The following is a 20,688-nucleotide window of genomic DNA, read 5'->3' on the forward strand; positions in this document are numbered from 1 at the left end:
TGTCTCTATCAGGCATTGATTTCTTCAGAAATCTTCTTCGCCTGCAGTCTTACAAAGAAGAACGCACTGGCAAAAGCTGCAGCGATGACTATAAGGTACTGCACTAAAGCACCGACGGAACTGGTATACAGAAGCAGCCCAGGAATAAAGGTGATTCCCATACCAGTAGCAGTGAGTCCAAAGATGTAAGTTACAAGTCCACCGATGGCTCCACCTAGAATACCAGAGATGAATATCTTCATGCTTCTCAGGTTCACTCCAAAAAGAAGCGGCTCTGTGATACCAAAGAGCGTAGAGGTGGTGGAAGAGATGGCATTGGTCTTCTTCAGCTTGTTCTTCATAAGAAGCGCTGCACTGATGGCTGCACCAAACTGCCCCGCCATGCTGGCAGTGCCAAGAGGATTCAGCACATTGGTGCCTGTTTCCGCCAGAAGCTGCAGCTCCAGGATGGAAAGAGAATGATGAAGACCTGTGATGACAAGCACCTGCTGAAGGCCTGCATAAATCATATAGCCTATGCCAAGAGGCGCTTCAATAAGCATCAGGATGAAATCTGTCACATATACTTCCATCTGATGAGTGATAGGTCCTAAGATAAACAGCATAAGGAAGATAGTGACTGTCAGTGTCAGGAACGGCGTTACCACCAGGTCAATGAGCTGAGGCACCACTTTTCTGAGATTTTTTTCAATCTTCGCTACCAGAAGCCCAGCTACTATAGCCGGAATGATGGATCCCTGATATCCGACAAGAGGAATGCTGATGCCAAGAAGGCTCACATAAAGAGGCGCTGCGTCTCCACCTGCCACAGCCCAGGCGTTGGGCAGCTGGGGTGCTACCATCATAAGACCCACAACAATACCGATGATAGGATTTCCGCCAAACTTCTTGGTGGCGCTATAGGCAATGAGCACAGGAAGGAATGCAAAGGCTGTATCTGTCAGCATCTGGAACAGCATGAGCACGGTATCACTCATTTCCACACCAAGTTCCAGGAGGAGACCTCTGAGTCCCATGAGAAGACCTGTGGTCACAAGAGCAGGAATCAGAGGAATCAGAATATCCGCTAAGGTTCTCACAATCTTCTGTCCAGCGTTCATATTGGAGTAGACATCATCCTTGAAACTTGCGGTCTCTCCTGTGCCCTGGCTGGACTGGAACTCCTGGTACAGTTCATTTACTTTTCCGGTTCCAAAGATAAACTGGTGCTGTCCGGTGTTAAAGAAATATCCCTTGCTGCCTTCCACATTTTCAGCGAGAGCTTTGTCCACTTTACTGTTGTCGTGCAGGATGATTCTGAGTCTTGTGGCACAATGTTCAAAGTTTTTGATGTTTTCTTTTCCGCCTACGGCCTGCAGGATGTCTTGAATCGATTTTTCATGTTTCATAAGATTTCCTCCTCCATCTTAGGGTAGCATAAAGGTGTGTGCAGCAAAATATTGAACCGGTTCTTATAATTTGTGTTTTTTTAACCTAATCCTCAGTAATCACTTGATCAGAATTTCATGCTGATCAAATCAATTCTGATTCAACTTCATTCATTACCAATGATTATCTTCTCTTTTGTACTATTTTATCTAAGATAAGTTCGTGCTATAATTTTATCTGATAATTGGAACCGGTTCTAATTTAGTTTTATTGTAGTGTATCTCAATTCATTTGTAAAGGGTATCAGGCAAACTTTTTTAAAAACTTTCAAAAATAAAAAATCACCTAAAACCTTTGCGTTTTAGGTGAAATGCTGCACTCCGCTATTTAAAGCATTTTGGTGGATTCTTTTGGGAGAAACTCTCCGCTGAGCGCAATCTTCTTCGGAATCTCTTCTCCCTGAAGAAGCCTTAAAAGATTTTCCGCAGCGATTCTGCCCATTTCCTTATAAGCATAGCGCACCGTCGTGATGGACGGCGTCACAAGATCCGTGATGGAGTACCCGCCAAAGCCGGATATTGAGACATCCTCCGGCACTTTTCTCCCCAGGGTGATGCTGGCTTTATAAGCGGCCAGCGCAATGTTGTCTGTGGCGCAGAGGATATAGGTTTCTTCTCTTCCTTTCAGGTATTCTTTCAGAAACTGGAAGGTGATGTCAAAATTAAAATCCACCTCTTCTTCCTGAACCTTGATGCCCACTGTGTTTTTCAGGACATCCATGACACCTTTCTTCCGGAGAACGCCTACAGACTCATCTTTCTCTGTGACACCAAGATACAGAATCTTCTTATGACCGAGCTTCAAGGCATGCCTTCCCATGGCAGCGCCTGCTTCTTCCTCCTCATGGACGATGGCATAGGTGGCATCACTTCTCTGTCCTAAAAGAAGCACCGGTATACCGATCTTTTCCATGGCTTCCTTATGAGCTTTGGTCACCGCTGTAGCTAGAAGAATGATCCCTGCCACCTTCTGTCTGGAGAGTGCATAGAGGTTCTCCACTTCCCTGTCCACATCCTGATCTGTATTCACGATGAGAAGCTGATAATTTCTTTCCCTCAGACACCGGTCCACACTTTGAAGGATTTCATTCGTCGCATAAGAGTTCAGCCTGGGAATGATGATGCCGATGAGATTGGACTGCTTCACTTTCAAGCTCTGGGCGAAGGTGTTTGGCACATATTCCGTTTCTTTGATGATTCGGTCCAGCGTCTCTTTTGTCTTTTTGCTGACGGATCCTCCATTGAGATATCTGGAGACGGTGCTTTTTGCCACACCTGCAAGTTTTGCAATATCATTGATGGTCATCATGTCTTCTTCCCTGCCCTTTACCCTTTTCTTATCTTCATCATACCACAAAGGAACCGGTCACAAAATGAACCCTAGGAAAATCACTGAAAACATTGACAGAGTAGTAAACTTCACCCAAACTAAAAGAAAGCGAAAGAATAAAACATTTAGGAGGTATATTTCATGAGACTTGGCGCGATTGAAGCAGGAGGCACAAAATTTGTGCTGGCCGTTGGAAATGAAAAAGGAGAGATCTTTGAGAAGATTTCCATCCCTACCAGAACTCCAGAGGAAACCATGAAGGACACTTTGGATTTCTTCAAAGATAAAAACCTCAATGCTCTTGGTATAGGATGCTTTGGTCCTCTGGAGCTGAACAAGGACAAGAAAAAATACGGATATATCACATCCACCCCAAAACCTCACTGGGGAGATTTTGATATTCTGGGCAGTCTGAAAAAAGGTCTGAATATCCCCGTGGAGATTGCCACAGACGTCAGCGGAGCTGCACTTGGGGAAATCACCTTCGGCGATTACGAAAAGGAGCATACGCTCCTCTATATCACCGTAGGCACAGGCATCGGTGGAGGCTACGTCATTGATGGAAAAATCCATAACGGGATGCTGCATCCGGAAATGGGACATATTATGATACATAAAAATCCCAAGGACACCTATGAGGGGTTCTGCCCCTATCACAAAACCTGTTTGGAAGGGCTTGCTGCAGGTCCTGCCAATGAAGGAAGAACCGGTATGAAGGGAATCGATATCCCAGAGGATCATGAATCCTTTGATTTCATCGCAGAATATATGGCGGAAGCCCTCATGTCCTATATCCTGATTCTTTCCCCCACTAAGATTGTTCTGGGTGGTGGCGTCATGGGTAGAACCTATATGATCCCTAAGATCAGAGAAGTACTCAAGGAAAAACTCAATGGCTATGTGAAGACAGACCAGATGGAGAACCTGGATAAGTATATCGTTACCCCTTCCCTCGGAGTGGAATCCGGTATAAAAGGAGCATTAGCACTGGCGCTCATGGCAAAGTAAAAAAAGCATTTTAAAGGAGAAGCATCGCCGCTTCTCCTTCTTTCATCTACTCACTTAGATAATAGTGTTAATCACTTCCAGCATCTCATCTGCAGTAGTAATGCTCTTGGCATTGAGCTGATACGCTCTTTGCGTGAGAATCATTTCCGTCATGCTTTCAGCAATATCCACATTGGACTCTTCCAGATGCTTGTGACGGATGATTCCAAAACCTTGGGCATTATCAATACTGTTCACCATCTCCTGGCCTTCTGGAAGTAGAAACTTGTTTTCACCTAATGAAATCAGAGCGTCTTCAGCACTTGGCTGAAATAGAGCCACGCGTCCCAGCTCCATCATTTCACCTGCATCATTCCGTCCGGAGATGACACCATTTTCCGAAATGCTCACCCCTTCGTAGCTTCCGATGCTTCCAGCAGGAACATAGGATTCATACACAAGCCCATTTCCTTCCCCATCGGTCAAAGCACCGTCTGCACTCAAAGAGAATGCTCCATTTCTTGTAAGAAGAAGCTCCCCCGTTCCCGTCATGACACCGAAAAACCCGCTGCCTTCCACCGCCATATGGTAAGGGCTATCTGAAGGCTTCAGTACACCTTGGGTGAAGTTTGTTTTTGAGACAATGGCTCTGGATCCTATACCTACAGAAGCGCCATCCGCGTTTTCTGAAACCGCTGCATGGCTTCTTGAAATCTCATTTCTTAAAAGATCTCCAAAACGCACCTCTTTCTTCTTGTAACCCCCTGTGGTGCTGTTGGCGATCTGGTCTGCTACATTATCCATGACTTTCTGGGATGTCTGCATCCCGGTAACACCGATTCTCAATCCGTTAAACATCGCTTTCTCCCTTAATTACGACCAATTTCATTGACCGTCTTCTGAAGTGTGTCATTAAGCACCGTCAGCGCTCTTTGATTTGCCTGGAATTCTCTTGAAATCTCCATCATCTTTACAATCTCTGCCCCCATGTCCACATTGGCGCTTTCGATGTATCCTTGTCTCACAGACGCATCTCCCATGCCAATACTGGCTTCCCCTGTCACATAGATGGTTTCTCCCCGGAGCTCAAAATTCTGTGTATTGTTGAAATTGGAGATGAGAAGCCTCTGATCAGAACCAGATATGGTTCCATCTTCTCTTACTTCAAAAAAATCTCCGGCCACAAAAATCTCTTCTGCTGCACCCTGTCCATTCACGGCAAGTACAGGATATCCTTCTTGGGTCACAAGACGTCCATCTCCACTGATTTTAAAATTACCGTTTCTGGTGTACCCTGTTTCTCCATTTTCAAGAGAAAGGGTGAAAAAGCCATTGCCATCCAGCGCAAAATCTGTAGCAATCCCCGTTTCTTTCAGCACACCTGGCGTAAAGTTCGTCACCGCTCCATCGATCTCTGTACCAAAATTAATGGTGCCCAGCTCCTGAACTCTATTGCTATTTTTGCCGCCTGCACGGTTATATACATCAAACTCTTCCATGGTTCTTTGAATGAGGTCCTGATACTTGAACCCAGGAGTGTTCACATTGGCTGCATTGGCGGAATTGTTCTCCTGCTTCTTCTGCAGGACATTCATTTGTCTTGTGACATTATATAAACTTCTAATGATCATTCTTCTTTTTCTCCTCCCAGATTGACCCGGACTTCTTCCGGATAGACCATACCTAAGTCTCTTGCCTTCTCCTCTACAGAAAGGTTCATAGAGAAAGACAGGGAAAGGTTCATAAGGATGGCACCCACAAGGATCCCAGCACCCAGGGCGATATAGATCTCAGACTTTACTCTTTGTAGTGTTTCGATAAGTTTTTTAATAGTAAAACCTCCCCTTTACTGATGCCAAGTTCTCTTGCAGCTTCTGCCGTGCTCCGTCCCTCTCTTAAAAGATCCCAAACTTTTTTCACATGTTCCGGCATGGGTTTCTTTTCCAGAACTTCTTCTTCCTCAAAAACTTCGCTGCCTCTTAAAGACAGCTCCATATCCTCCTCATGAAGCAGACCTGATTTCAGAGTTTCCCGCTCCATTTGCCATTTTAGAAGCTCCTCAAAAAGAGTTTTTTCCAGCATCTCCATGCGATGACGAAGGTCCTTGACTTCTTCCTCCGTTTCCAGTGACAAAGATGCCCCTGAAGCCTCTGAAACGGCTCCAGGCATCCACTCTCTATGACTGGAAGAAAGATGCTGCTCTTTTGTCTCCTCCACTCTTTTCTTAAAACCGTAGACCATGAGGGATGCCCCCAGGATCAGAAGAAAAATAAACATAATGATTCCATCCTTTTTATTTATGCCATGAGCTGCCGGAGCTTCATGAGAATTTTACCGTGAAGCTGGGACACTCTTGGGATTGAAATATCCATGGCATAGGCGATTTCCTTCAAGGTCAGTTCCTGAACGTAATAAAGATCCAGGATGATCTGTTCTCTCTCCGAAAGTTTTGTCACCGCTTCTTTCAGGAGAAATTTTCTTTCTTTTTTCAGAAGCTCTTCCTCCGGCGTATCCGTTTCATCATCCGGGATCATATCCGAAAGCTGAACCTCATTGCCATCTTTATGGAAAAGGGTGGTTTCAAAGGACACTTTGGAGAGATAATGAACGGTCTCATGAAGCTTGGAAAGCTCCTTTTCTCCTATACCGAGAATATCACAAATCTCCTGCTCATCCGGCGTCCTGTGATGCTCCTGCTCCAGACGCTCCTTGGCCTCATAATACTCATGAAGCTTCGCAATACGGTCTCTGGATACTCTGCCGCTTTTTCTCATCTCATCGATGATATTCCCTTTGATACGGACTGTGGCATAGGCTTCAAAAGGCACACCTTTCTTTGAATCAAATTTTTTCAGGGCATCCATGAGCCCTATGACACCGATGGAAAAAAGATCATCTTTATCAAGATCTCCATCCCCAGCATCCATACGGCCTACAATCCTCTTCACAAGAGGAATGTATTTCAGTATGAGCTCGCTGTCTGCTTCTTTTTTCTCGTACCCCATGGATAGCCTCCTTTACTAACGTTTTGTGGATTTTCTCATGAGCAGAAACACATGATTCACAATGGTTTCCTGCATTTTTTCTGTGATGTGGTCAAACCTTATTCCGTAATCATACTTGATTCCTGAAGGCTTCACCATAAGCTCCCGGTGCATCACAGTGCCCCAGAGCTGTATTTTACGATTGTTCATGACAAATTCCAGAATAATTCTCTTCCCTTCCTTGATGTCTTCCTCACAGGTGATTTTCATCCCCCCAGCACTGAGATCCACCATAAATCCAGGCTTCATGTACCTTGCGATCTCGTCTCCCACAGCTTTCAGATCCTTGGAGAAGGACACACTGTTTGTGATGTAGTCATTGGCCGTATATAGAATTTCTTCTGTGCAGGACACCCTCACAAAGTTCCGTCTCTGAATGGTCTTGAAATTCTCGAGTCGCGCAATGGTATAGGTGGGCGCTTCCGCCTTCACTCTCTTTACGATGACCCCAGTAAAATACATACCTTTGGCGCTGTGATAAACAACAGCCTCCACCTTCTCTCCCTCATGAAAAAAACGGAACCTTTTGTCATCTGCCGGGATGGAAAAATCCACACTATGGTCTGTCTTATCTGAAACCATAGCCTCCAGTATATTCCCATCCTCAGTTGTCAGCTGTATCTTTCCCCCAATTGTTATAAAATCCATCTCATCACCCGCTATGTGCCAAATATTTTTCGGAATCTGTTCCCCAGCTGCTTTAATGTTGATATATTCTTGGTGAAAACAGTTTCCTCCAATATTATACCAGCGATTTGCTCTATATTTCTACTAGATAGCGCTTGTGGATAAGATATAAGTACAGGTTCTTGATTCATGATGGCTTTTTCCAGTCGTATGTCATCGAAAATATATCCGCAGTTCTCCAGTTCTATATGAAGAAAATTGCTGCAGGTGGCAAAAAGCTTCTCATAAGCCTCATCTCCTGCTTCTTTTGACGATATCTTGTTCACAATGAGCTTCACCGATGATTTCAGCCCATAATGACTGAGGGTTTTCAGCACCCGATAAGCATCGGTGAGGGCAGTGGGTTCTGGAGTTGTCACAAGAATCACCTCATGGGCAAAGGTCATGAAACTCAAAGTCTCTTTGCTGATGCCGGCTCCATTGTCGATGATCATCACATCAAAGCCCCCAAGATCAATGAGCTCTTCAATGAGCTTTTCCTGATTCTCCTCTGACAGGGTTTCCAACTCCAGAAGACCCGAGCCTCCCGAAATAGCCTTGATGCCCATGGGTCCCTCATAGATGATGTCCTTGAGCTTTGCTCTTCCTTCCAGATAGTCAAAAAGATCATACTCATAATGAAGTCCCATGATGATATCCGCATTGGTCATCCCAATGTCCGCATCCAGAAGCAGGACGTTCTTTCCTTTTTTCGCCATGGCAATGGAGAGGTTCACAGAGATGTTGGTTTTTCCAACACCTCCTTTTCCGCTGACCACAGCATAGATTTTCACAAGCCCGCTTTTCACGGTCTCTTCCTCTTTCATCGGCTCTTTGCCAAATTTCTCCATTATTTTTCTGCGTAAGGATTCTGCCTGGTCCATCATGCTTTCAGCTCCTCCCATAAATAGGTGAGCACACGGGAAAGCTCTGCTTCCTCCAGATCTTCCGGCACTTCCTGCCCATGGCAGAAATACTGCACCGGCAGCACTGTATTCTCCATTATGCCCCAGAAGTTTCTGAAATTCTCCACTTCGTCCAGCTTGGTGAGAATCAGTGCGTCATAGCGAAGTTCTTTATAGGTTTTCAGAATCCGTTTTACCGTGTCCGTATCCTGGGACATGGAAATGGACAGATACGTGTTTCTTTCCTCCGGAAGCTCCGAAAGATATCCTTTGATGTCTTCCAGACGCTCTTCGTCCTTAGGACTGGCCCCGATGGTGTCCACAAGGATGATGTCCACACCACTGAGCTCTTCCAGCTTTTTCCCGATTTCCTTGGGATCTTCTACTGTGACAAAAGGAATTCCAAGAATCTCCGCATATTTTTTCAGCTGCTCCACAGCGGCAATGCGGTAGGTGTCAATGGTGAGAAGACCCACGGTCTTGTTTTCTTCAAGAAGTGCCGTGGACGCGATTTTCGCAATGGTGGTGGTCTTTCCTACTCCCGTAGGTCCCACCAGCACATTGAGTCTGGCAAAGGGTTTCTCCTTCTGAAACGGATTCTCCAGATACACCTCCTGAACAAACTGAAGAAGATTTTCCTTTGTGAGCTTCTCCTCCAGGCCATGCTTCAGTTTGTACGCATCAAACTTCTCTTTGGCCATGGGACTTTCTGAAAAGACCTTACGGTGCAGCTCCTCTTCCATCATCTCCATTTCCTGCGCTTTCTGAAGTTCATTCCGGATGCTTCTCTCCAGCGTGCTTTTGAGGGTTTCTTTGGCCATCTGGATCATATCCGAGGAATCCTCACGTCTCATCTGAGGTTCTTTAGAAAAGAGGATTTTTTGAAACTCCTCTTTTTCCTTCCGGTTTTTCTCATGGACCTTTTCTTCCACCGCCACGGTGACTTCCAGCATTTTCTTTCGGAACAGCTGATACCATCTGCCCGGACGTACCGGTTTCTGGCTCACGATGATGGCTTCCTTGCCCAGCTCATATTTTGCGCGGATCAGGGCTTCTTTCATATCATGTACTACATACTTTTTAATAATCAACGGAATTCCACCATCCCTACTACTTCAATGGGTACATCATTAGGCACTTCATTCAGAGACAACACCACCATATGGGGAAAGGTCATGGAGATGAGATTCTTTAAAGCCGTTCGGATCTTCGGGGAAGCCAGGATTACGGTCTGATACCCCTTCATCATGGCTTCATCAAAGGCGCTCTGGATACTGCTGAAGATTCTTGTGATCATTTCCGGCTCAAGGACAGGAATGGAGCCCCCCATGGATTTATGGATGTTCCCTCCGATGAGATCCTCCAGCTGACCCTCTATGGTAAGAACCTTCAGCTCTCCAGTCGGATCCAGGTAGTCTTTCACTATGGTTCTTTGCAGCGCATGACGCACATGCTCTGTGAGAATCTCTGTATCTTTGATGGAAACGGCATTGTCCGCCAATGTTTCCAGTATGGTCACAAGATCCGTTATGGGCACATTCTCTTTGAGAAGATTCTGAAGCACTTTCTGCACTTCTCCAAGGGTCATGATCCCTGGGATAAGCTCCTCCACAATGACGCTGTATTTCTCAGACAGCTCGTCAATGAGGGCTTTCGTCTCCTGTCTGCCCAAAAGCTCATACGCATGTTTTCTGATAAGCTCCTTCAGATGAGTCACAAGAACCGTCACTGGCTCTACAATGGTATATCCGGAAAGATCAGCTCTTTCCTTGTCTTTCTCCTCAATCCACAAAGCAGCAAGGCCGAAGGCAGGTTCTTTTGTAGGGATACCCTGAAGATCAAAGTCCTGGGTTCCAGGATCGATAACCAGAAATTTATGGACATAGATTTCTCCTCGGGCAATCTCATTTCCTTTTATTTTCATCACATAGCTGTTGGGTTCCAGCTGCAGATTATCACGGATTCTGATGGGATTGATGAGAATCCCCATTTCTGTAGCACACTGCTTTCTGATCGAAGTGATATGGGAAACCAGGCTGGAATCAGACCCTTCATCCACAAGTGGAATCAGGCCATACCCGATTTCAATGGAGATGGGCTCCACATGGTAAGACCGCACCGTCTCATCCACATCTTTGATCTTGCTGATCTTTTCTTTCTCCTTCTCTTCTCCCTTTCTCACAATCTCATCTTTATCATTCTCATAGACAAGATATCCGCCAAGACCGATGAAGGCCCCAATGGCCACAAAAGGAATGGTGGGGAAAGCAGGAATAAATCCGATGGCTGAGATGACTACAGCGCCAATCATCATGACTTTCCAGGCGCTGAACAGCTCCTTGGTGAAGGTTTTACCAAAACTCTCATCTCCACCGGACCGGGTCACGATAAGACCTGATGCTACGGAAATAAGAAGGGATGGTATCTGGCTCACAAGTCCGTCACCAATGGTGAGTTTCCCGAAATGGCCAATGGATTCCATAATAGTCATTTCCCCCTGCATGGAGAAAATGATGATACCGCCGGCAAGATTGATCAGCGTAATGATGATGCCCGCAACGGCATCTCCTTTGACAAACTTCGAAGCACCATCCATAGAACCATAAAAGTCCGCTTCCCGCTGAAGATCCAGTCTTCTTTTCTTGGCCACTTCCTCATTGATGAGACCTGAATTAAGATCCGCATCAATGGCCATCTGTTTTCCTGGCATGGCATCCAGAGTAAATCTGGCACCGACTTCGGATACTCTGCCTGCACCGTTTGTCACGACCACCATCTGTACGATGGTGATGATGATGAAAATCACAGCACCCACCACATAGTTGTTCCCAGTAACAAAGGTGGCAAAGGCATTGATGACCTCTCCTGCATCACCTTTACTCAAAATGAGCCTTGTGGATGAAATGTTCAGTCCCAGACGGAACATGGTCATTACAAGGAGAAGACTGGGGAAAATGGAGAATTCCAGAACACTTTTTGTGAAAAGCGTCAGGATGAGGATCATCATGGAGATGGCCAAATTCACCGTAAGCAGAAGATCCAGAAGAAAAGAGGGCATGGGCAGGATGATGATGGCAATGACACCAACCACAGCAAAGGCTATGAGAACTTCAGCATATTTTCTTAAATTGTAAAGACTTGCTCTTAGACTCTGCGGCATAACATACTCCTATCTATCTTGCTTTTTTCTTTCTGTTCATGGTGAAAACCAAGGCCAGGATTTCTGCCACCGCCTGATACATTTCCACAGGAACGGAGGAGCCCGGCTCCACTTTATAATACATACTTCTCGCCAGAGGTTTGTTTTCGATGATGGGGATCTTTTTCTCTTTGGCCAGTTCTTTCATTTTCATGGCTTTATAATCCAGTCCCTTGGCCATGACCACAGGAGCCTCATCTTTCCCTTGCTCATACCGCAGCGCGATGGCAATATGGGTTGGATTTGTGATGAGCACTGTGGAAGCCTCCACGCTCTGCATGGTTCTTGCCATGGACATCTGACGCTGGATCTGCTGCCTTTTCTGTTTGATTTTAGGATCTCCCTCCATCTGCTTGTACTCTTCTTTGATCTCATGTTTTGTCATCATGAGATTTTTTTTGTACTCTTTTCTCTCAAAGACGAAGTCGATGAGCGCCAGCACAAGCATAAATCCTGCGATATTGATGCTGAGGGTTCTTGTAACCTCTATAAAGAAACCGAAAAGCTTCTCCAGTCCTACGCCTCCAAGATTCAGCAGTGGCTTCATGAACTCCTGCAGTCCTGTATAGGTGAGATACACCACAATAAAGAGCTTCATGAGACTCTTGAACAGCGTAAACAGGGCTTTTTTTGAAAAGATGTTCTTGGCACCCTGAATTGGATTAAGGCGCTTGAAATCAGGTTTCAGAGGCTCAGCTGTGAACAGAAATCCCACTTGCATCACATTGCTGAGAATCCCGATAAATACAGCCACCAGCCCAAAAGGAAGAAAAATGAGAAGGACCTGCAAGAGAAGCTCTGAAAGGTATGTGCCTGCGTTGGCCGGTCCAAGCTCCTGTCCAAGGGTAGAAGATAAGGTGAACTGCATGAAGGTTCTGGCACTTTTATAGAGATAGTCTCCTAGAACACCTAGAGCCAGTGCAAAGAGGAGAAAGGACAATGCGGAATTGAGATCTCCGCTTTTCGATACCTGTCCCTTCTTCCTGCTGTCCCGGAGCCTTTTTGGGGTGGCCTGTTCCGTTTTTGAGTGCTTGTCTTCTGCCATTTACCTCACATCCTTCTATCTGAACATTTCTACAGCTTTTCCCATATACTCCGCCAGAAGAGAGAGCGTCTTGCCTCCATGATTCATAAATGAAGAAGCCAGAAACAGAAACAGCACCATACCAAGCAGAGATTTCAGCGGCATCCCCAGCATGAAGACATTAATCTGAGGTACAGACCTGGAAATCAGCCCCATGACAATATCCACTACCAGAAGCACAATGAGCATAGGTGCTGCTATGCTGAAGGCGATCTTGAAGCTCTGGGAAAAGAGAAAGAGAACCCCTTCAAGATTGATCCCTGATAGCCCCAGCTGCCCCGGCAGGGCCACCTGGAAAGAATCCATCACGGCCGTAAGCAGCGTATGGTGAAGATTCATCATAAAGAAAACCATAATGCTCATCCAGTAAAAGAGACTGCCGTAATAAGAGGATGTGGAGCCGGACATTGGATCATATACAGCTCCCATGGAATACCCCACCTGGAAATCGATGAACTGTCCTGCCATCTCCACAGCGGTGAAAATCAGTTTCGCCATATACCCCATGGTGAGACCAATGACCACTTCCCGCGAAACCGCCAGAACAAAAAGAAGGGTTTCCTCATATACAAGAACCTCCGGTGCTCTGAAATACACAAGAAGACTCAGGATAAGGGAAAAAAACACCTTTGAAGTGTTTGGCAGAGCTTTATGAGAAAATCCAGGAACCACCGTGATAAAGGAAGTGATTCTTGCAAGAATATAGAAAAATCCTTGAATTTCAAGTTGCATCATGAATCCCCCTAGAGTCTGTTGATGACATCAAAGGCCTGGTTCATAAATGCAACCAGCGTATTCATCATAAAAGCTCCTAAAAGTATGAGACTGAAAAGCACAGCGATCATCTTTGGCACAAAGGTCAAGGTCTGTTCCTGAACCTGGGTGGTGGCCTGCAAGATGGAGATGATAAGTCCCACCACCATGGCAATGATCAGAATGGGTGCAGAGGCCTTTATTGTTGTCATGAACGCACTTTTCATAAGATCCAGTGCCATTACCTGATTCATCTTAAAAACCTCCTAACTGAATCCCTTGAGAAGAGATTCCACCACAAGATACCAACCATCCACAAGTATGAAGAGAAGAAGCTTAAAGGGCAGAGCGATCATGGCCGGGGGCAGCATGAACATCCCCATGGACATGAGGATACTCGATACAACGATGTCCAGCACAAGGAAAGGAAGAAAGAGAATAAATCCAATGGAGAAAGCGGTCCGGAGCTCACTGATGGTGAATGCCGGAATCACTACAGTCAAGGGAAGCTCCATGGGATCTGACACATTTTCAAGATTTCCAGATCTCATAAAAAGAGCCAGATCTTTCTCTCTGGTCTGCTTTAGCATGAACTCTTTCAGGGGCACCGCTCCGATTTCAAGAGCTTCCGCCTGGGTGATTTCTTCTGCCACAAAAGGCGTCACTGCCGTATCCATAATCTTGTTATAGACTGGCGTCATCACAAACATGGTGATGAAAAGAGCAAGTCCCATGAGCACCTGATTGGGCGGTGTCTGCTGGGAACCCATGGCATTTCTTAGAAAGGACAGCACCACCACCACTCTGGTGAAAGCCGTGGTGAGGATCACAAAAGCTGGCACCAATGTCAGTACGGTTAGAAGCACAAAGACCCTTACGGTATCCACTGTCGCCTGGGGTCCACGGTCCGGATTATTGAAATTGATGCCCCACTGGCTGAGATCCAGGGCAAAGGTCTCTTTTACATTGAAAGCGAGACCCAGTCCCACAAAGAGTGCCAGAAACAGCACCATTTTTTTCTTATTCACGGTCATTCCTCTTTCTCCACATCTCTTTCACTGGATTCTCTTCCAGCTGTCTTCGGCGATTCTCCATCATTTCCTCCACTTCTTCCGGAAGCAGTTCTTTCAGAAGATCCACTTTTCCAGAACTGATACTGGCCAGATGATACCTTTTCCCCACCCGGACCACTGCAAGGAACGCCTGATTCGACAGAGGCACCTTTTCCACCATCTGGATGTACTGGTTCCCTCCATAGTTCATCTTCTTCCCGAAGCGCAGCACCACATATAGAAGAGCGAGCACTGCAGCAAGGCCTAGGATCATTTTCAGAAAAGACAGGATCAGTTCAACAGTTTCCATGGACGCTCCTTTTCCTACTGCACCAGAAACTCAGTGAAGTAGACTTCTGCCACCACATCCTCGCCCAAGGCGGCATTGATGCTGGCTTTGATTTTAACTTTGGCTCCGGCAAGGCCTCCTTCTTTCAGGAGATCTTCCGGGGTGTACTCCATGAGGTCATGGATGATGACATCTCTCAGCTGACTGGTCTTGTTGGTCAGTACTGCCGCGTGGTCTTCGTTGGTATAAAGAAGAGAGACATTTGCTTTTAGATACGTTGTTTTCTTTCCTTCTGTTCTCAGATTCACCACATAAGAATCCATGGGCATCACAAACTCCTCGTGTTTCTGAAATCTTGCCATGATATCCGAGATTTTGATGTCTGTGGCGATGAATACCATTGCTACAGACCCCACCATGATGATGAAACTCATGATCACGATGATGATCACCAGCACATTGGGTTTCTTTTTTTCTTTTTTCTGCTTTTCTTCCTGAGCCATTTCCTATTCCTCGCCTTCATCCATGATAATCAGTAAATTCACCCGACGATTCAGCGCCCTGTTAGCGTCGGTGTCATTGGACACGATGGGCCTGTATTCGCCATATCCTATGGCGGAAAGCCTTTCCCCTGGAATACGCTTCTCTTCGGAGAGATATCTCACCACCGCCAGAGCTCTTCCTGCAGAAAGCTCCCAGTTGGTGTCATACTTATTCGAACGGTGAGGTACATTGTCCGTATGTCCCTCCACCACAATCTCATTTTCAAAAGAGAGAAAGAGCCCTTCAAGATCTGACAGAAGGTTTCTTCCTGAGTCCTTGATCACAGCTTCTCCCGATTCAAAAAGGATGGCTTCACGGATGTTTACAAAGACCCCGCTTTTATTGAGGTTTACCGTCACCTCCGCTTGGAGTCCTTCACTGCTCACATAGTCTTTCACCTGCTCATACATCTTCAGTGTATTCTCAGAGATGGTTGGGTCCAGTTCATCCTCTTCTTCTTCATGTGCGTTTTCTTCTAAAGGTATTTCAGAATTGGGTCCAGGCATCTCAATGATTGTGCTTCCTGAACTTCCAGACAGCACCGACTGAAGTGAATTAGCAATCTGCTGAAATTTCTGGGCATCAAGATTCGACATGGAATAAAGAAGTATAAAAAACGTCAAAAGAAGAGTCACCATATCTGAAAAAGTCGTCATCCAGGCTGGTGATCCTGAGCTTTGTGGTGCTTCTGATTTTCTTGGTTTTCTTCCCTTACTCATAAGACAGTGCCTCAGATGCGGTGGATCGCTCCGACTGAAGAATCTTCACTTCTTCTGGAGACAGATAGGTCATGAGCTTTTCTTCCAGAATTCTAGGATTGGTCCCTGCCTGAATTTCCAGAATCCCTTCAATCGCCATTTCTTTGGATACCATCTCCTCATTGGTCTGGGCTGCCAGGTTAGAGGCAATTGGTATGAATATGAGATTTGACAGGAATGAACCGTAGAACGTAGTGATAAGCGCCACAGCCATACCTGAAGCGATGGCTGAGGAGTCTTGAAGGTCTGCAAGCATAACAATCAGTCCGATGAGCGTTCCAATCATACCAAAAGCAGGTGCCAGTTCTCCCCATTTACTGAAGATGCTCTGTCCCATTCTATGTCTTCTTTCTGTAGTCTCCATTTTAAGCGTCATAATCTCTTGAATGACATCTGGGTCTATACCATCCACCACCATCTGGAGTCCCGATGTGAGAAACTCATCTTCCATACCCTGAAGATCATCTTCAAGGGCCAGAAGCCCATCTCTTCTTGCTTTTCTTGCCATTTCAGAGAACATGCTGATGAGCTTCACCCGGTCCTGCTCTGGTTTGTTCACCAGAAGCTTTAGGATCTTAGGCACTTTCATCAGGTCTTTCATGGGAAAGCTGATGACTAGGGCAGAAAATGATCCTCCCAAGGTAATCATCACCGATGGAAAATCCCAAAAACTGCCCAGGTTCCCCCCCAACTGTATAGACCAGACCACAAGAATGATTCCCGATACCAGTCCCAATACCGCACTGTAACTTTTTTTCATTTCGCGTCACCCTCCAGAACGCCTGCAAAAATCTGTCTTTTGTAGGCCACTATTTTTTGAACTATTTCGTCCGCAGTTTCCTTGACACGAAGGGTTTTACCATCGGTCAAAGTGATCAGTGAATCTGCAAGAGGCTCCACTTTATAGATTAAATCGATATTCAGATAGAAATCGCTGCCATTTAACGCAGTGAGTTTGATCATAGGTTTCGCCTCCTCCATATCACTGTTCTACTTAACCAATCGGCTGTTTAAGGAGAATCTTTAGCCGATCCTCCAAATTGCGTGAAATTTTCCCTATCTCTTCAGGCTCAAAAGCTCCTGAAGCATTTCGTCTGAAGTGGTGATGGTTCTTGAGTTTGCCTGGTAGGATCTGGAGGTGATGATGAGGTCTGTGAACTCATTGGCCAGATCCACATTGGACATTTCCAGCACACCGGAACGCACAAGGCCATATCCTTCGGAGTTTGCTGTGCTCTTCACATCGTCTCCGGAGTTTCTGGAAGCCCTGTAGTTGTTGTTTCCCATTTTCTCAAGACCTTCAGGGTTTTCAAACTTTGCGAGAACCATTCTGCCAATCTCTCTGGCCACACCATCATCGTAAACACCGATAATGGTACCGCTGGAGTCGATGGAGAAGGTTTCCAGATTCACATTCACAGCATTGCCATCGGCGTCTGTGTAAGAAAGCTCATTGGTGATCTTCAGCGTCTGGAGATTGGAAGGTTCAAAGTCAGCAGGCCAGGTTTCATTTTCAAAATCATACATCTGTCCCACCACTCGGTAACCGGAAGCATTCACAAGGTTTCCAAGGCTGTCTCTGTAGAACGCGCCATCTCTTGTGTAAAGCCTCTGATTGATGGGCTGGCCTTCCGGCACATTTTCCTGGGTCACGATGAAAAATCCAGTACCTTCCACCGCAAAATCCAGATCTCTGTTGGTTGGCTGCAGACCTCCGTTGGTCATGATGGTGTCGATGGCACCAACCTTTACTCCAAGGCCCACCTGCTGTGCGTTTACGCCCCCGATGGCCTCTTCTGTGCTGGCCTGTGCATAGGCAAGGGTCTGACTCAGCATATCCTGGAATCTTGCTCTGCCGGATTTAAAGCCGGTGGTATTCACATTGGCGATATTATTACCGATTACGTCCATTTTTACCTGATTGGTTCTCATTCCGCTAACTCCGGAATAAAGGGATCTTAACATGATAAATTCCTCCTAGGATGTTTATTTTTTCCTTTTTCTGTACTTTGCATCCATCGTTCAGCAAAGTCTCTATGGCTTCCTCAAGAGGTCCAGCCATTACTTGATTTTCATAAAACTGTCGATATTGGTGATGGTCTCAATCTCCGCATCCTTCATGGCAGTGATGATGGTACGGTTTCTGATGCTAGCGATGAATGCGGCATCTTTATATAAAAGAAGTCCCTCTCTGGCACCTTTCTGATCTAAGGTATCCACAGCATCATTGATCTTTTTCATGTCTTCCTCTGAAAGAGAGATGTCCCTCTTGTCCATGCGGTCTTTGGCATGGGCAGACAATTTTACTGTCTCTTTGGTTTTTTGAATAGACTCCAGATAAAGGCGCTCAAAATCACCTGAAGGCTTCTTCCCCTGGACCTGTCCCGGATGAGCGGATGGGATGATCTGACCGTTTTGAATTTTAAAGGACATCTTCCTTCCCTCCGATCTCTTCTATATAGCCCATGGGATACTCTTTACCATTCACCACAGGGTAGGCAACCCCTTCCCGGTATCTGACTTTCTCCACGATGCCCGTGAATCTTTCTTCACCGTCAAAAATACTGACTTCTTTGCCCACCAGGGAAAACGACATCTGCTGCTGAGACAGCATGGTCATGGTGCCTATGCTTGAAACCAGATTGTTCATCTGCTCCAGCATGGTGAACTGCGTCATCTGATTGATATACTCTGTAGGGTCTGAACTGTTTCCACCCAAAGGATCCATATGCTGCAGCTGGGCGGTAAGGATTTTCAAAAAGTCATTGACGTCCAATGTATCATTGGATTTCACCTCTTTCTGACCGTTCACGTTGGTGCCCTGTACACCGATTCCGTTGATTCTCATTTTTTTCACCTGCTTTCTTATGCAAGAATACTGATGCCCTCCTGGTTTTTCAGGACAGCTGGGCTGTACGAGCTCTTTTTATCAGTTACTTTTCCATACCCTCTTACTGTCATCTCCTGAGATCTCTTTCTCATCTCATCCTGAGGATTCTTCCCCTGAAAGTTCTGACCGTTCTCAGAGAGTCCTGTGGACACTTCCAGCTTCACCACCTGTATGTTCTGGGCCTTCAGGCTTTCCTGCAGCTCCAGAAGTTTCCCCTGGAAAATCTGTCGGATTTCCTGACTTTCTGTCATGAGTTTCCCTGTAATCTTTCCATGTTCCATGGAAAGAGTCAGTTCCATCTCCCCCAGTTCTTCCGGATGAAGTCTCAGTTTCATGGTGGTTTTATCCCCATTTTTCAGCGTCTCCATGGATTTTACCATGGCATCTTCTGTGATTTTGAGGTTTTGGCTCATCTCCTGTTCTGTCACTTTGACAGCTTTTCCATCAGGCAGTCTCACTTCCTTTACTGGATAAGGCTCGGTTCCAACCTGGAGAAGATCATTCTTCTCAGAGGCTTCCTGCTCTCCTTCCTCTTTCTGTGAAAGTGGTGCGGGATTTTCTGAAATCTTTTCAAGTGCACCGTCCATCTGAAGAGATACTGGATTGTCTAGACTTTCCACAGCATCTGCACTTTCATCCACAGCTGCGCTCACAGTCTTCCCCGTCTCCTGGCTTAGGATGCTTCGAAAAGCCACCTCATGGACCGTATCCATTGCATTCTTTTGTCCCTGCTGCACCACTTCCAGACTTTTCATTCCAGAGGGCTCTTTCCCCTCCAATGAGGAGATCAGCTCTTCCTTTTTCATTTTCAGTATGTCCAGCACTGCATGATACATCTTCTTGTCTCCTGTTTCCAAAGATCCGAGAAGATTGCTGACCTGCTGAAATTCCAGATCATCCTTTGGGTTTCCTTGAACTTCTTTCAGAAAACTAATGCTTTCTTCCAGAGTATTCTCCGGTGTTTTTGCCTGAAGGTTCTCTTCTGGCACTTTCGAGAATATCATCCCCACAAGTACCGCTGCAGCTTCATCTAGAGGCAGTTGTTCTTCTTTCTCCACTGCTTCAACACCACTTTGATCAAAAACAGCCTCGGGTTCTATCCCGCCCTGTCCTGTCACCTTCTGCAGCAAAGCGGAAAAAAGTTCTCCGTCCACTTCCATTGCGGTCCCTGCCGTATTTTCCAAACCTTTTGTGCCCATCATGAGATTCATGATGTTTGTTCTCATATCATTTCTCACCTCCTTTCAGTATTCAGTTTTTTGAAAGCTTTAAAATGGATCCTTTTGCTTTCTTTGTGCATCTATGAATAAAAGTTACTTGGCAAATCTCATAACGCTGAGATCATCCAGCTCCTTCTGTTCCGTATTGAGGAGGTCCAGGCGATATTTCTCCTGATCCTTTTCTTTCAGCATCTCCATGATTTTCCGGTCCTTTCTGGCTTCAATAAGCACATGCTGTGCAGCCTCTGCTTTCACAGAGATTTCCTGCACTTTGCTCACCTGCCTGTCCACTTCCGCTTTCAGTTTTTCCCTGTATAAAAAACCCATTTTCATCCCATAAAGGTCCTGCTGCTTCACTTTCTTCTTTTCTTCCAGCGTTTCCTGAAGATCCTTCAGGTGCTCCTCTTCTCTGCGAAGCTTATGGGTGATTTTAGCAAAGTCTTCCACTTTGACTTTTTCCACATTCTCCCGGTATTCCAGAACTTTATCCATTTTGAACTTGTAGCTCTTCATGTCTTTACTCCTTCCTGAAATGACTTTT

The 20,688-nt window shown here is 45.8% G+C and carries 25 protein-coding genes; 1 reads left to right on the forward strand and 24 read right to left on the reverse strand.

Annotated features, from left to right (window positions below; translation table 11 throughout):
* Positions 1 to 8: 8 nt before the first annotated feature.
* Complete coding sequence (locus T487_RS0103590) at positions 9 to 1,388, reverse strand: PTS transporter subunit EIIC (RefSeq protein WP_031574143.1); 1,380 nt, start codon at positions 1,386 to 1,388, stop codon at positions 9 to 11.
* Positions 1,389 to 1,755: 367 nt separating this feature from the next.
* The gene (locus tag T487_RS0103595; RefSeq protein WP_031574145.1) at positions 1,756 to 2,736 is read right to left on the reverse strand and encodes a LacI family DNA-binding transcriptional regulator; all 981 of its coding nucleotides are present in this window, start codon (positions 2,734 to 2,736) and stop codon (positions 1,756 to 1,758) included.
* A 162-nt stretch (positions 2,737 to 2,898) separates the two neighbouring features.
* Here T487_RS0103595 and T487_RS0103600 point away from each other — a divergent pair, with 162 nt between their 5' ends.
* Positions 2,899 to 3,765: an ROK family protein gene (locus tag T487_RS0103600; RefSeq protein ID WP_031574147.1), complete on the forward strand. Its 867-nt coding sequence runs from the start codon at positions 2,899 to 2,901 to the stop codon at positions 3,763 to 3,765.
* A 54-nt stretch (positions 3,766 to 3,819) separates the two neighbouring features.
* Here the strand turns inward: T487_RS0103600 and T487_RS0103605 are convergent, their stop codons facing one another.
* From T487_RS0103605 to fliJ, 22 genes are all read right to left on the reverse strand, one after another.
* A complete protein-coding gene (locus T487_RS0103605; RefSeq protein WP_031574150.1) occupies positions 3,820 to 4,602 on the reverse strand; it encodes a flagellar hook-basal body protein in 783 nt (260 codons plus the stop codon).
* A gap of 11 nt (positions 4,603 to 4,613) precedes the next feature.
* Positions 4,614 to 5,375: a flagellar hook-basal body complex protein gene (locus tag T487_RS0103610; RefSeq protein ID WP_051651468.1), complete on the reverse strand. Its 762-nt coding sequence runs from the start codon at positions 5,373 to 5,375 to the stop codon at positions 4,614 to 4,616.
* Positions 5,376 to 5,541: 166 nt separating this feature from the next.
* Positions 5,542 to 6,021: a hypothetical protein gene (locus tag T487_RS0103620; protein WP_031574155.1), complete on the reverse strand. Its 480-nt coding sequence runs from the start codon at positions 6,019 to 6,021 to the stop codon at positions 5,542 to 5,544.
* A gap of 20 nt (positions 6,022 to 6,041) precedes the next feature.
* Positions 6,042 to 6,749: a sigma-70 family RNA polymerase sigma factor gene (locus tag T487_RS0103625; protein ID WP_031574158.1), complete on the reverse strand. Its 708-nt coding sequence runs from the start codon at positions 6,747 to 6,749 to the stop codon at positions 6,042 to 6,044.
* A gap of 15 nt (positions 6,750 to 6,764) precedes the next feature.
* The gene (locus tag T487_RS0103630) at positions 6,765 to 7,436 is read right to left on the reverse strand and encodes a flagellar brake protein (RefSeq protein ID WP_031574159.1); all 672 of its coding nucleotides are present in this window, start codon (positions 7,434 to 7,436) and stop codon (positions 6,765 to 6,767) included.
* An 11-nt stretch (positions 7,437 to 7,447) separates the two neighbouring features.
* Positions 7,448 to 8,341, reverse strand: a complete 894-nt coding sequence (locus tag T487_RS0103635; RefSeq protein WP_031574161.1) for a MinD/ParA family protein — start codon at positions 8,339 to 8,341, stop codon at positions 7,448 to 7,450.
* Positions 8,338 to 9,450 carry a flagellar biosynthesis GTPase FlhF gene (gene flhF / locus T487_RS0103640; protein ID WP_031574164.1) on the reverse strand — a complete coding sequence of 371 codons (1,113 nt, stop codon included), beginning with the start codon at positions 9,448 to 9,450 and terminating at the stop codon, positions 8,338 to 8,340. The genes T487_RS0103635 and flhF overlap by 4 nt, the downstream gene beginning before the upstream one ends.
* Positions 9,447 to 11,519, reverse strand: a complete 2,073-nt coding sequence (flhA, locus tag T487_RS0103645; protein ID WP_031574166.1) for a flagellar biosynthesis protein FlhA — start codon at positions 11,517 to 11,519, stop codon at positions 9,447 to 9,449. Before flhA ends, flhF begins: the two co-directional genes overlap by 4 nt.
* A gap of 13 nt (positions 11,520 to 11,532) precedes the next feature.
* Positions 11,533 to 12,603 carry a flagellar biosynthesis protein FlhB gene (gene flhB / locus T487_RS0103650; protein WP_031574168.1) on the reverse strand — a complete coding sequence of 357 codons (1,071 nt, stop codon included), beginning with the start codon at positions 12,601 to 12,603 and terminating at the stop codon, positions 11,533 to 11,535.
* A 15-nt stretch (positions 12,604 to 12,618) separates the two neighbouring features.
* Entirely contained in the window at positions 12,619 to 13,377 is a 759-nt protein-coding gene (gene fliR, locus T487_RS0103655; RefSeq protein ID WP_081827529.1) for a flagellar biosynthetic protein FliR, read from the reverse strand.
* An 8-nt stretch (positions 13,378 to 13,385) separates the two neighbouring features.
* Complete coding sequence (fliQ, locus tag T487_RS0103660) at positions 13,386 to 13,649, reverse strand: flagellar biosynthesis protein FliQ (RefSeq protein ID WP_031574173.1); 264 nt, start codon at positions 13,647 to 13,649, stop codon at positions 13,386 to 13,388.
* Between the two features lie 12 nt (positions 13,650 to 13,661).
* Positions 13,662 to 14,429 carry a flagellar type III secretion system pore protein FliP gene (gene fliP / locus T487_RS0103665; RefSeq protein WP_031574176.1) on the reverse strand — a complete coding sequence of 256 codons (768 nt, stop codon included), beginning with the start codon at positions 14,427 to 14,429 and terminating at the stop codon, positions 13,662 to 13,664.
* Positions 14,416 to 14,757 (reverse strand): flagellar biosynthetic protein FliO, encoded by a 342-nt coding sequence (locus T487_RS0103670; RefSeq protein ID WP_031574179.1) that lies wholly within the window; start codon positions 14,755 to 14,757, stop codon positions 14,416 to 14,418. The genes fliP and T487_RS0103670 overlap by 14 nt, the downstream gene beginning before the upstream one ends.
* Positions 14,758 to 14,771: 14 nt before the next feature.
* Positions 14,772 to 15,239, reverse strand: a complete 468-nt coding sequence (locus T487_RS0103675; protein WP_031574182.1) for a flagellar basal body-associated FliL family protein — start codon at positions 15,237 to 15,239, stop codon at positions 14,772 to 14,774.
* Positions 15,240 to 15,242: 3 nt separating this feature from the next.
* On the reverse strand, positions 15,243 to 15,998 hold the full coding sequence (locus T487_RS0103680; RefSeq protein ID WP_031574185.1) for a flagellar motor protein MotB: 756 nt from the start codon (positions 15,996 to 15,998) through the stop codon (positions 15,243 to 15,245).
* Positions 15,991 to 16,797, reverse strand: a complete 807-nt coding sequence (locus tag T487_RS0103685) for a motility protein A (RefSeq protein WP_031574188.1) — start codon at positions 16,795 to 16,797, stop codon at positions 15,991 to 15,993. The genes T487_RS0103680 and T487_RS0103685 overlap by 8 nt, the downstream gene beginning before the upstream one ends.
* On the reverse strand, positions 16,794 to 17,000 hold the full coding sequence (locus T487_RS0103690) for a flagellar FlbD family protein (protein ID WP_031574191.1): 207 nt from the start codon (positions 16,998 to 17,000) through the stop codon (positions 16,794 to 16,796). The genes T487_RS0103685 and T487_RS0103690 overlap by 4 nt, the downstream gene beginning before the upstream one ends.
* A 93-nt stretch (positions 17,001 to 17,093) precedes the next feature.
* Entirely contained in the window at positions 17,094 to 18,002 is a 909-nt protein-coding gene (locus T487_RS0103695) for a flagellar hook-basal body complex protein (protein ID WP_031574193.1), read from the reverse strand.
* 96 nt (positions 18,003 to 18,098) lie between these two features.
* A complete protein-coding gene (locus T487_RS0103705) occupies positions 18,099 to 18,470 on the reverse strand; it encodes a TIGR02530 family flagellar biosynthesis protein (protein WP_031574195.1) in 372 nt (123 codons plus the stop codon).
* The gene (locus T487_RS0103710) at positions 18,460 to 18,885 is read right to left on the reverse strand and encodes a flagellar hook capping FlgD N-terminal domain-containing protein (protein WP_074542588.1); all 426 of its coding nucleotides are present in this window, start codon (positions 18,883 to 18,885) and stop codon (positions 18,460 to 18,462) included. Before T487_RS0103710 ends, T487_RS0103705 begins: the two co-directional genes overlap by 11 nt.
* A 17-nt stretch (positions 18,886 to 18,902) precedes the next feature.
* Entirely contained in the window at positions 18,903 to 20,153 is a 1,251-nt protein-coding gene (locus T487_RS0103715; RefSeq protein WP_031574200.1) for a flagellar hook-length control protein FliK, read from the reverse strand.
* A gap of 87 nt (positions 20,154 to 20,240) precedes the next feature.
* Positions 20,241 to 20,660, reverse strand: a complete 420-nt coding sequence (fliJ, locus tag T487_RS0103720; RefSeq protein ID WP_031574201.1) for a flagellar export protein FliJ — start codon at positions 20,658 to 20,660, stop codon at positions 20,241 to 20,243.
* Positions 20,661 to 20,688 lie beyond the last annotated feature (28 nt).

It is taken from the genome of Proteiniclasticum ruminis DSM 24773, from assembly GCF_000701905.1.
Taxonomy (GTDB): Bacteria; Bacillota; Clostridia; order Clostridiales; family Clostridiaceae; genus Proteiniclasticum; species Proteiniclasticum ruminis.

Coding starts and splice junctions, on each gene's coding strand:
- T487_RS0103600 (WP_031574147.1), top strand. CDS start 2,899: ATGAGACTTGGCGCGATTGAAGCAGGAGGCACAAAATTTGTGCTGGCC.
- T487_RS0103590 (WP_031574143.1), bottom strand. CDS start 1,388: ATGAAACATGAAAAATCGATTCAAGACATCCTGCAGGCCGTAGGCGGA.
- fliP (WP_031574176.1), bottom strand. CDS start 14,429: ATGACCGTGAATAAGAAAAAAATGGTGCTGTTTCTGGCACTCTTTGTG.
- T487_RS0103595 (WP_031574145.1), bottom strand. CDS start 2,736: ATGATGACCATCAATGATATTGCAAAACTTGCAGGTGTGGCAAAAAGC.
- flhB (WP_031574168.1), bottom strand. CDS start 12,603: ATGGCAGAAGACAAGCACTCAAAAACGGAACAGGCCACCCCAAAAAGG.
- T487_RS0103635 (WP_031574161.1), bottom strand. CDS start 8,341: ATGATGGACCAGGCAGAATCCTTACGCAGAAAAATAATGGAGAAATTT.
- fliJ (WP_031574201.1), bottom strand. CDS start 20,660: ATGAAGAGCTACAAGTTCAAAATGGATAAAGTTCTGGAATACCGGGAG.
- T487_RS0103705 (WP_031574195.1), bottom strand. CDS start 18,470: ATGTCCTTTAAAATTCAAAACGGTCAGATCATCCCATCCGCTCATCCG.
- T487_RS0103610 (WP_051651468.1), bottom strand. CDS start 5,375: ATGATCATTAGAAGTTTATATAATGTCACAAGACAAATGAATGTCCTG.
- T487_RS0103685 (WP_031574188.1), bottom strand. CDS start 16,797: ATGAAAAAAAGTTACAGTGCGGTATTGGGACTGGTATCGGGAATCATT.
- T487_RS0103695 (WP_031574193.1), bottom strand. CDS start 18,002: ATGTTAAGATCCCTTTATTCCGGAGTTAGCGGAATGAGAACCAATCAG.
- T487_RS0103675 (WP_031574182.1), bottom strand. CDS start 15,239: ATGGCTCAGGAAGAAAAGCAGAAAAAAGAAAAAAAGAAACCCAATGTG.
- T487_RS0103715 (WP_031574200.1), bottom strand. CDS start 20,153: ATGAGAACAAACATCATGAATCTCATGATGGGCACAAAAGGTTTGGAA.
- T487_RS0103625 (WP_031574158.1), bottom strand. CDS start 6,749: ATGGGGTACGAGAAAAAAGAAGCAGACAGCGAGCTCATACTGAAATAC.
- fliQ (WP_031574173.1), bottom strand. CDS start 13,649: ATGAATCAGGTAATGGCACTGGATCTTATGAAAAGTGCGTTCATGACA.
- T487_RS0103630 (WP_031574159.1), bottom strand. CDS start 7,436: ATGGATTTTATAACAATTGGGGGAAAGATACAGCTGACAACTGAGGAT.
- T487_RS0103605 (WP_031574150.1), bottom strand. CDS start 4,602: ATGTTTAACGGATTGAGAATCGGTGTTACCGGGATGCAGACATCCCAG.
- T487_RS0103680 (WP_031574185.1), bottom strand. CDS start 15,998: ATGAGTAAGGGAAGAAAACCAAGAAAATCAGAAGCACCACAAAGCTCA.
- T487_RS0103690 (WP_031574191.1), bottom strand. CDS start 17,000: ATGATCAAACTCACTGCGTTAAATGGCAGCGATTTCTATCTGAATATC.
- T487_RS0103620 (WP_031574155.1), bottom strand. CDS start 6,021: ATGTTTATTTTTCTTCTGATCCTGGGGGCATCCCTCATGGTCTACGGT.
- T487_RS0103710 (WP_074542588.1), bottom strand. CDS start 18,885: ATGAGAATCAACGGAATCGGTGTACAGGGCACCAACGTGAACGGTCAG.
- flhA (WP_031574166.1), bottom strand. CDS start 11,519: ATGCCGCAGAGTCTAAGAGCAAGTCTTTACAATTTAAGAAAATATGCT.
- fliR (WP_081827529.1), bottom strand. CDS start 13,377: ATGATGCAACTTGAAATTCAAGGATTTTTCTATATTCTTGCAAGAATC.
- T487_RS0103670 (WP_031574179.1), bottom strand. CDS start 14,757: ATGGAAACTGTTGAACTGATCCTGTCTTTTCTGAAAATGATCCTAGGC.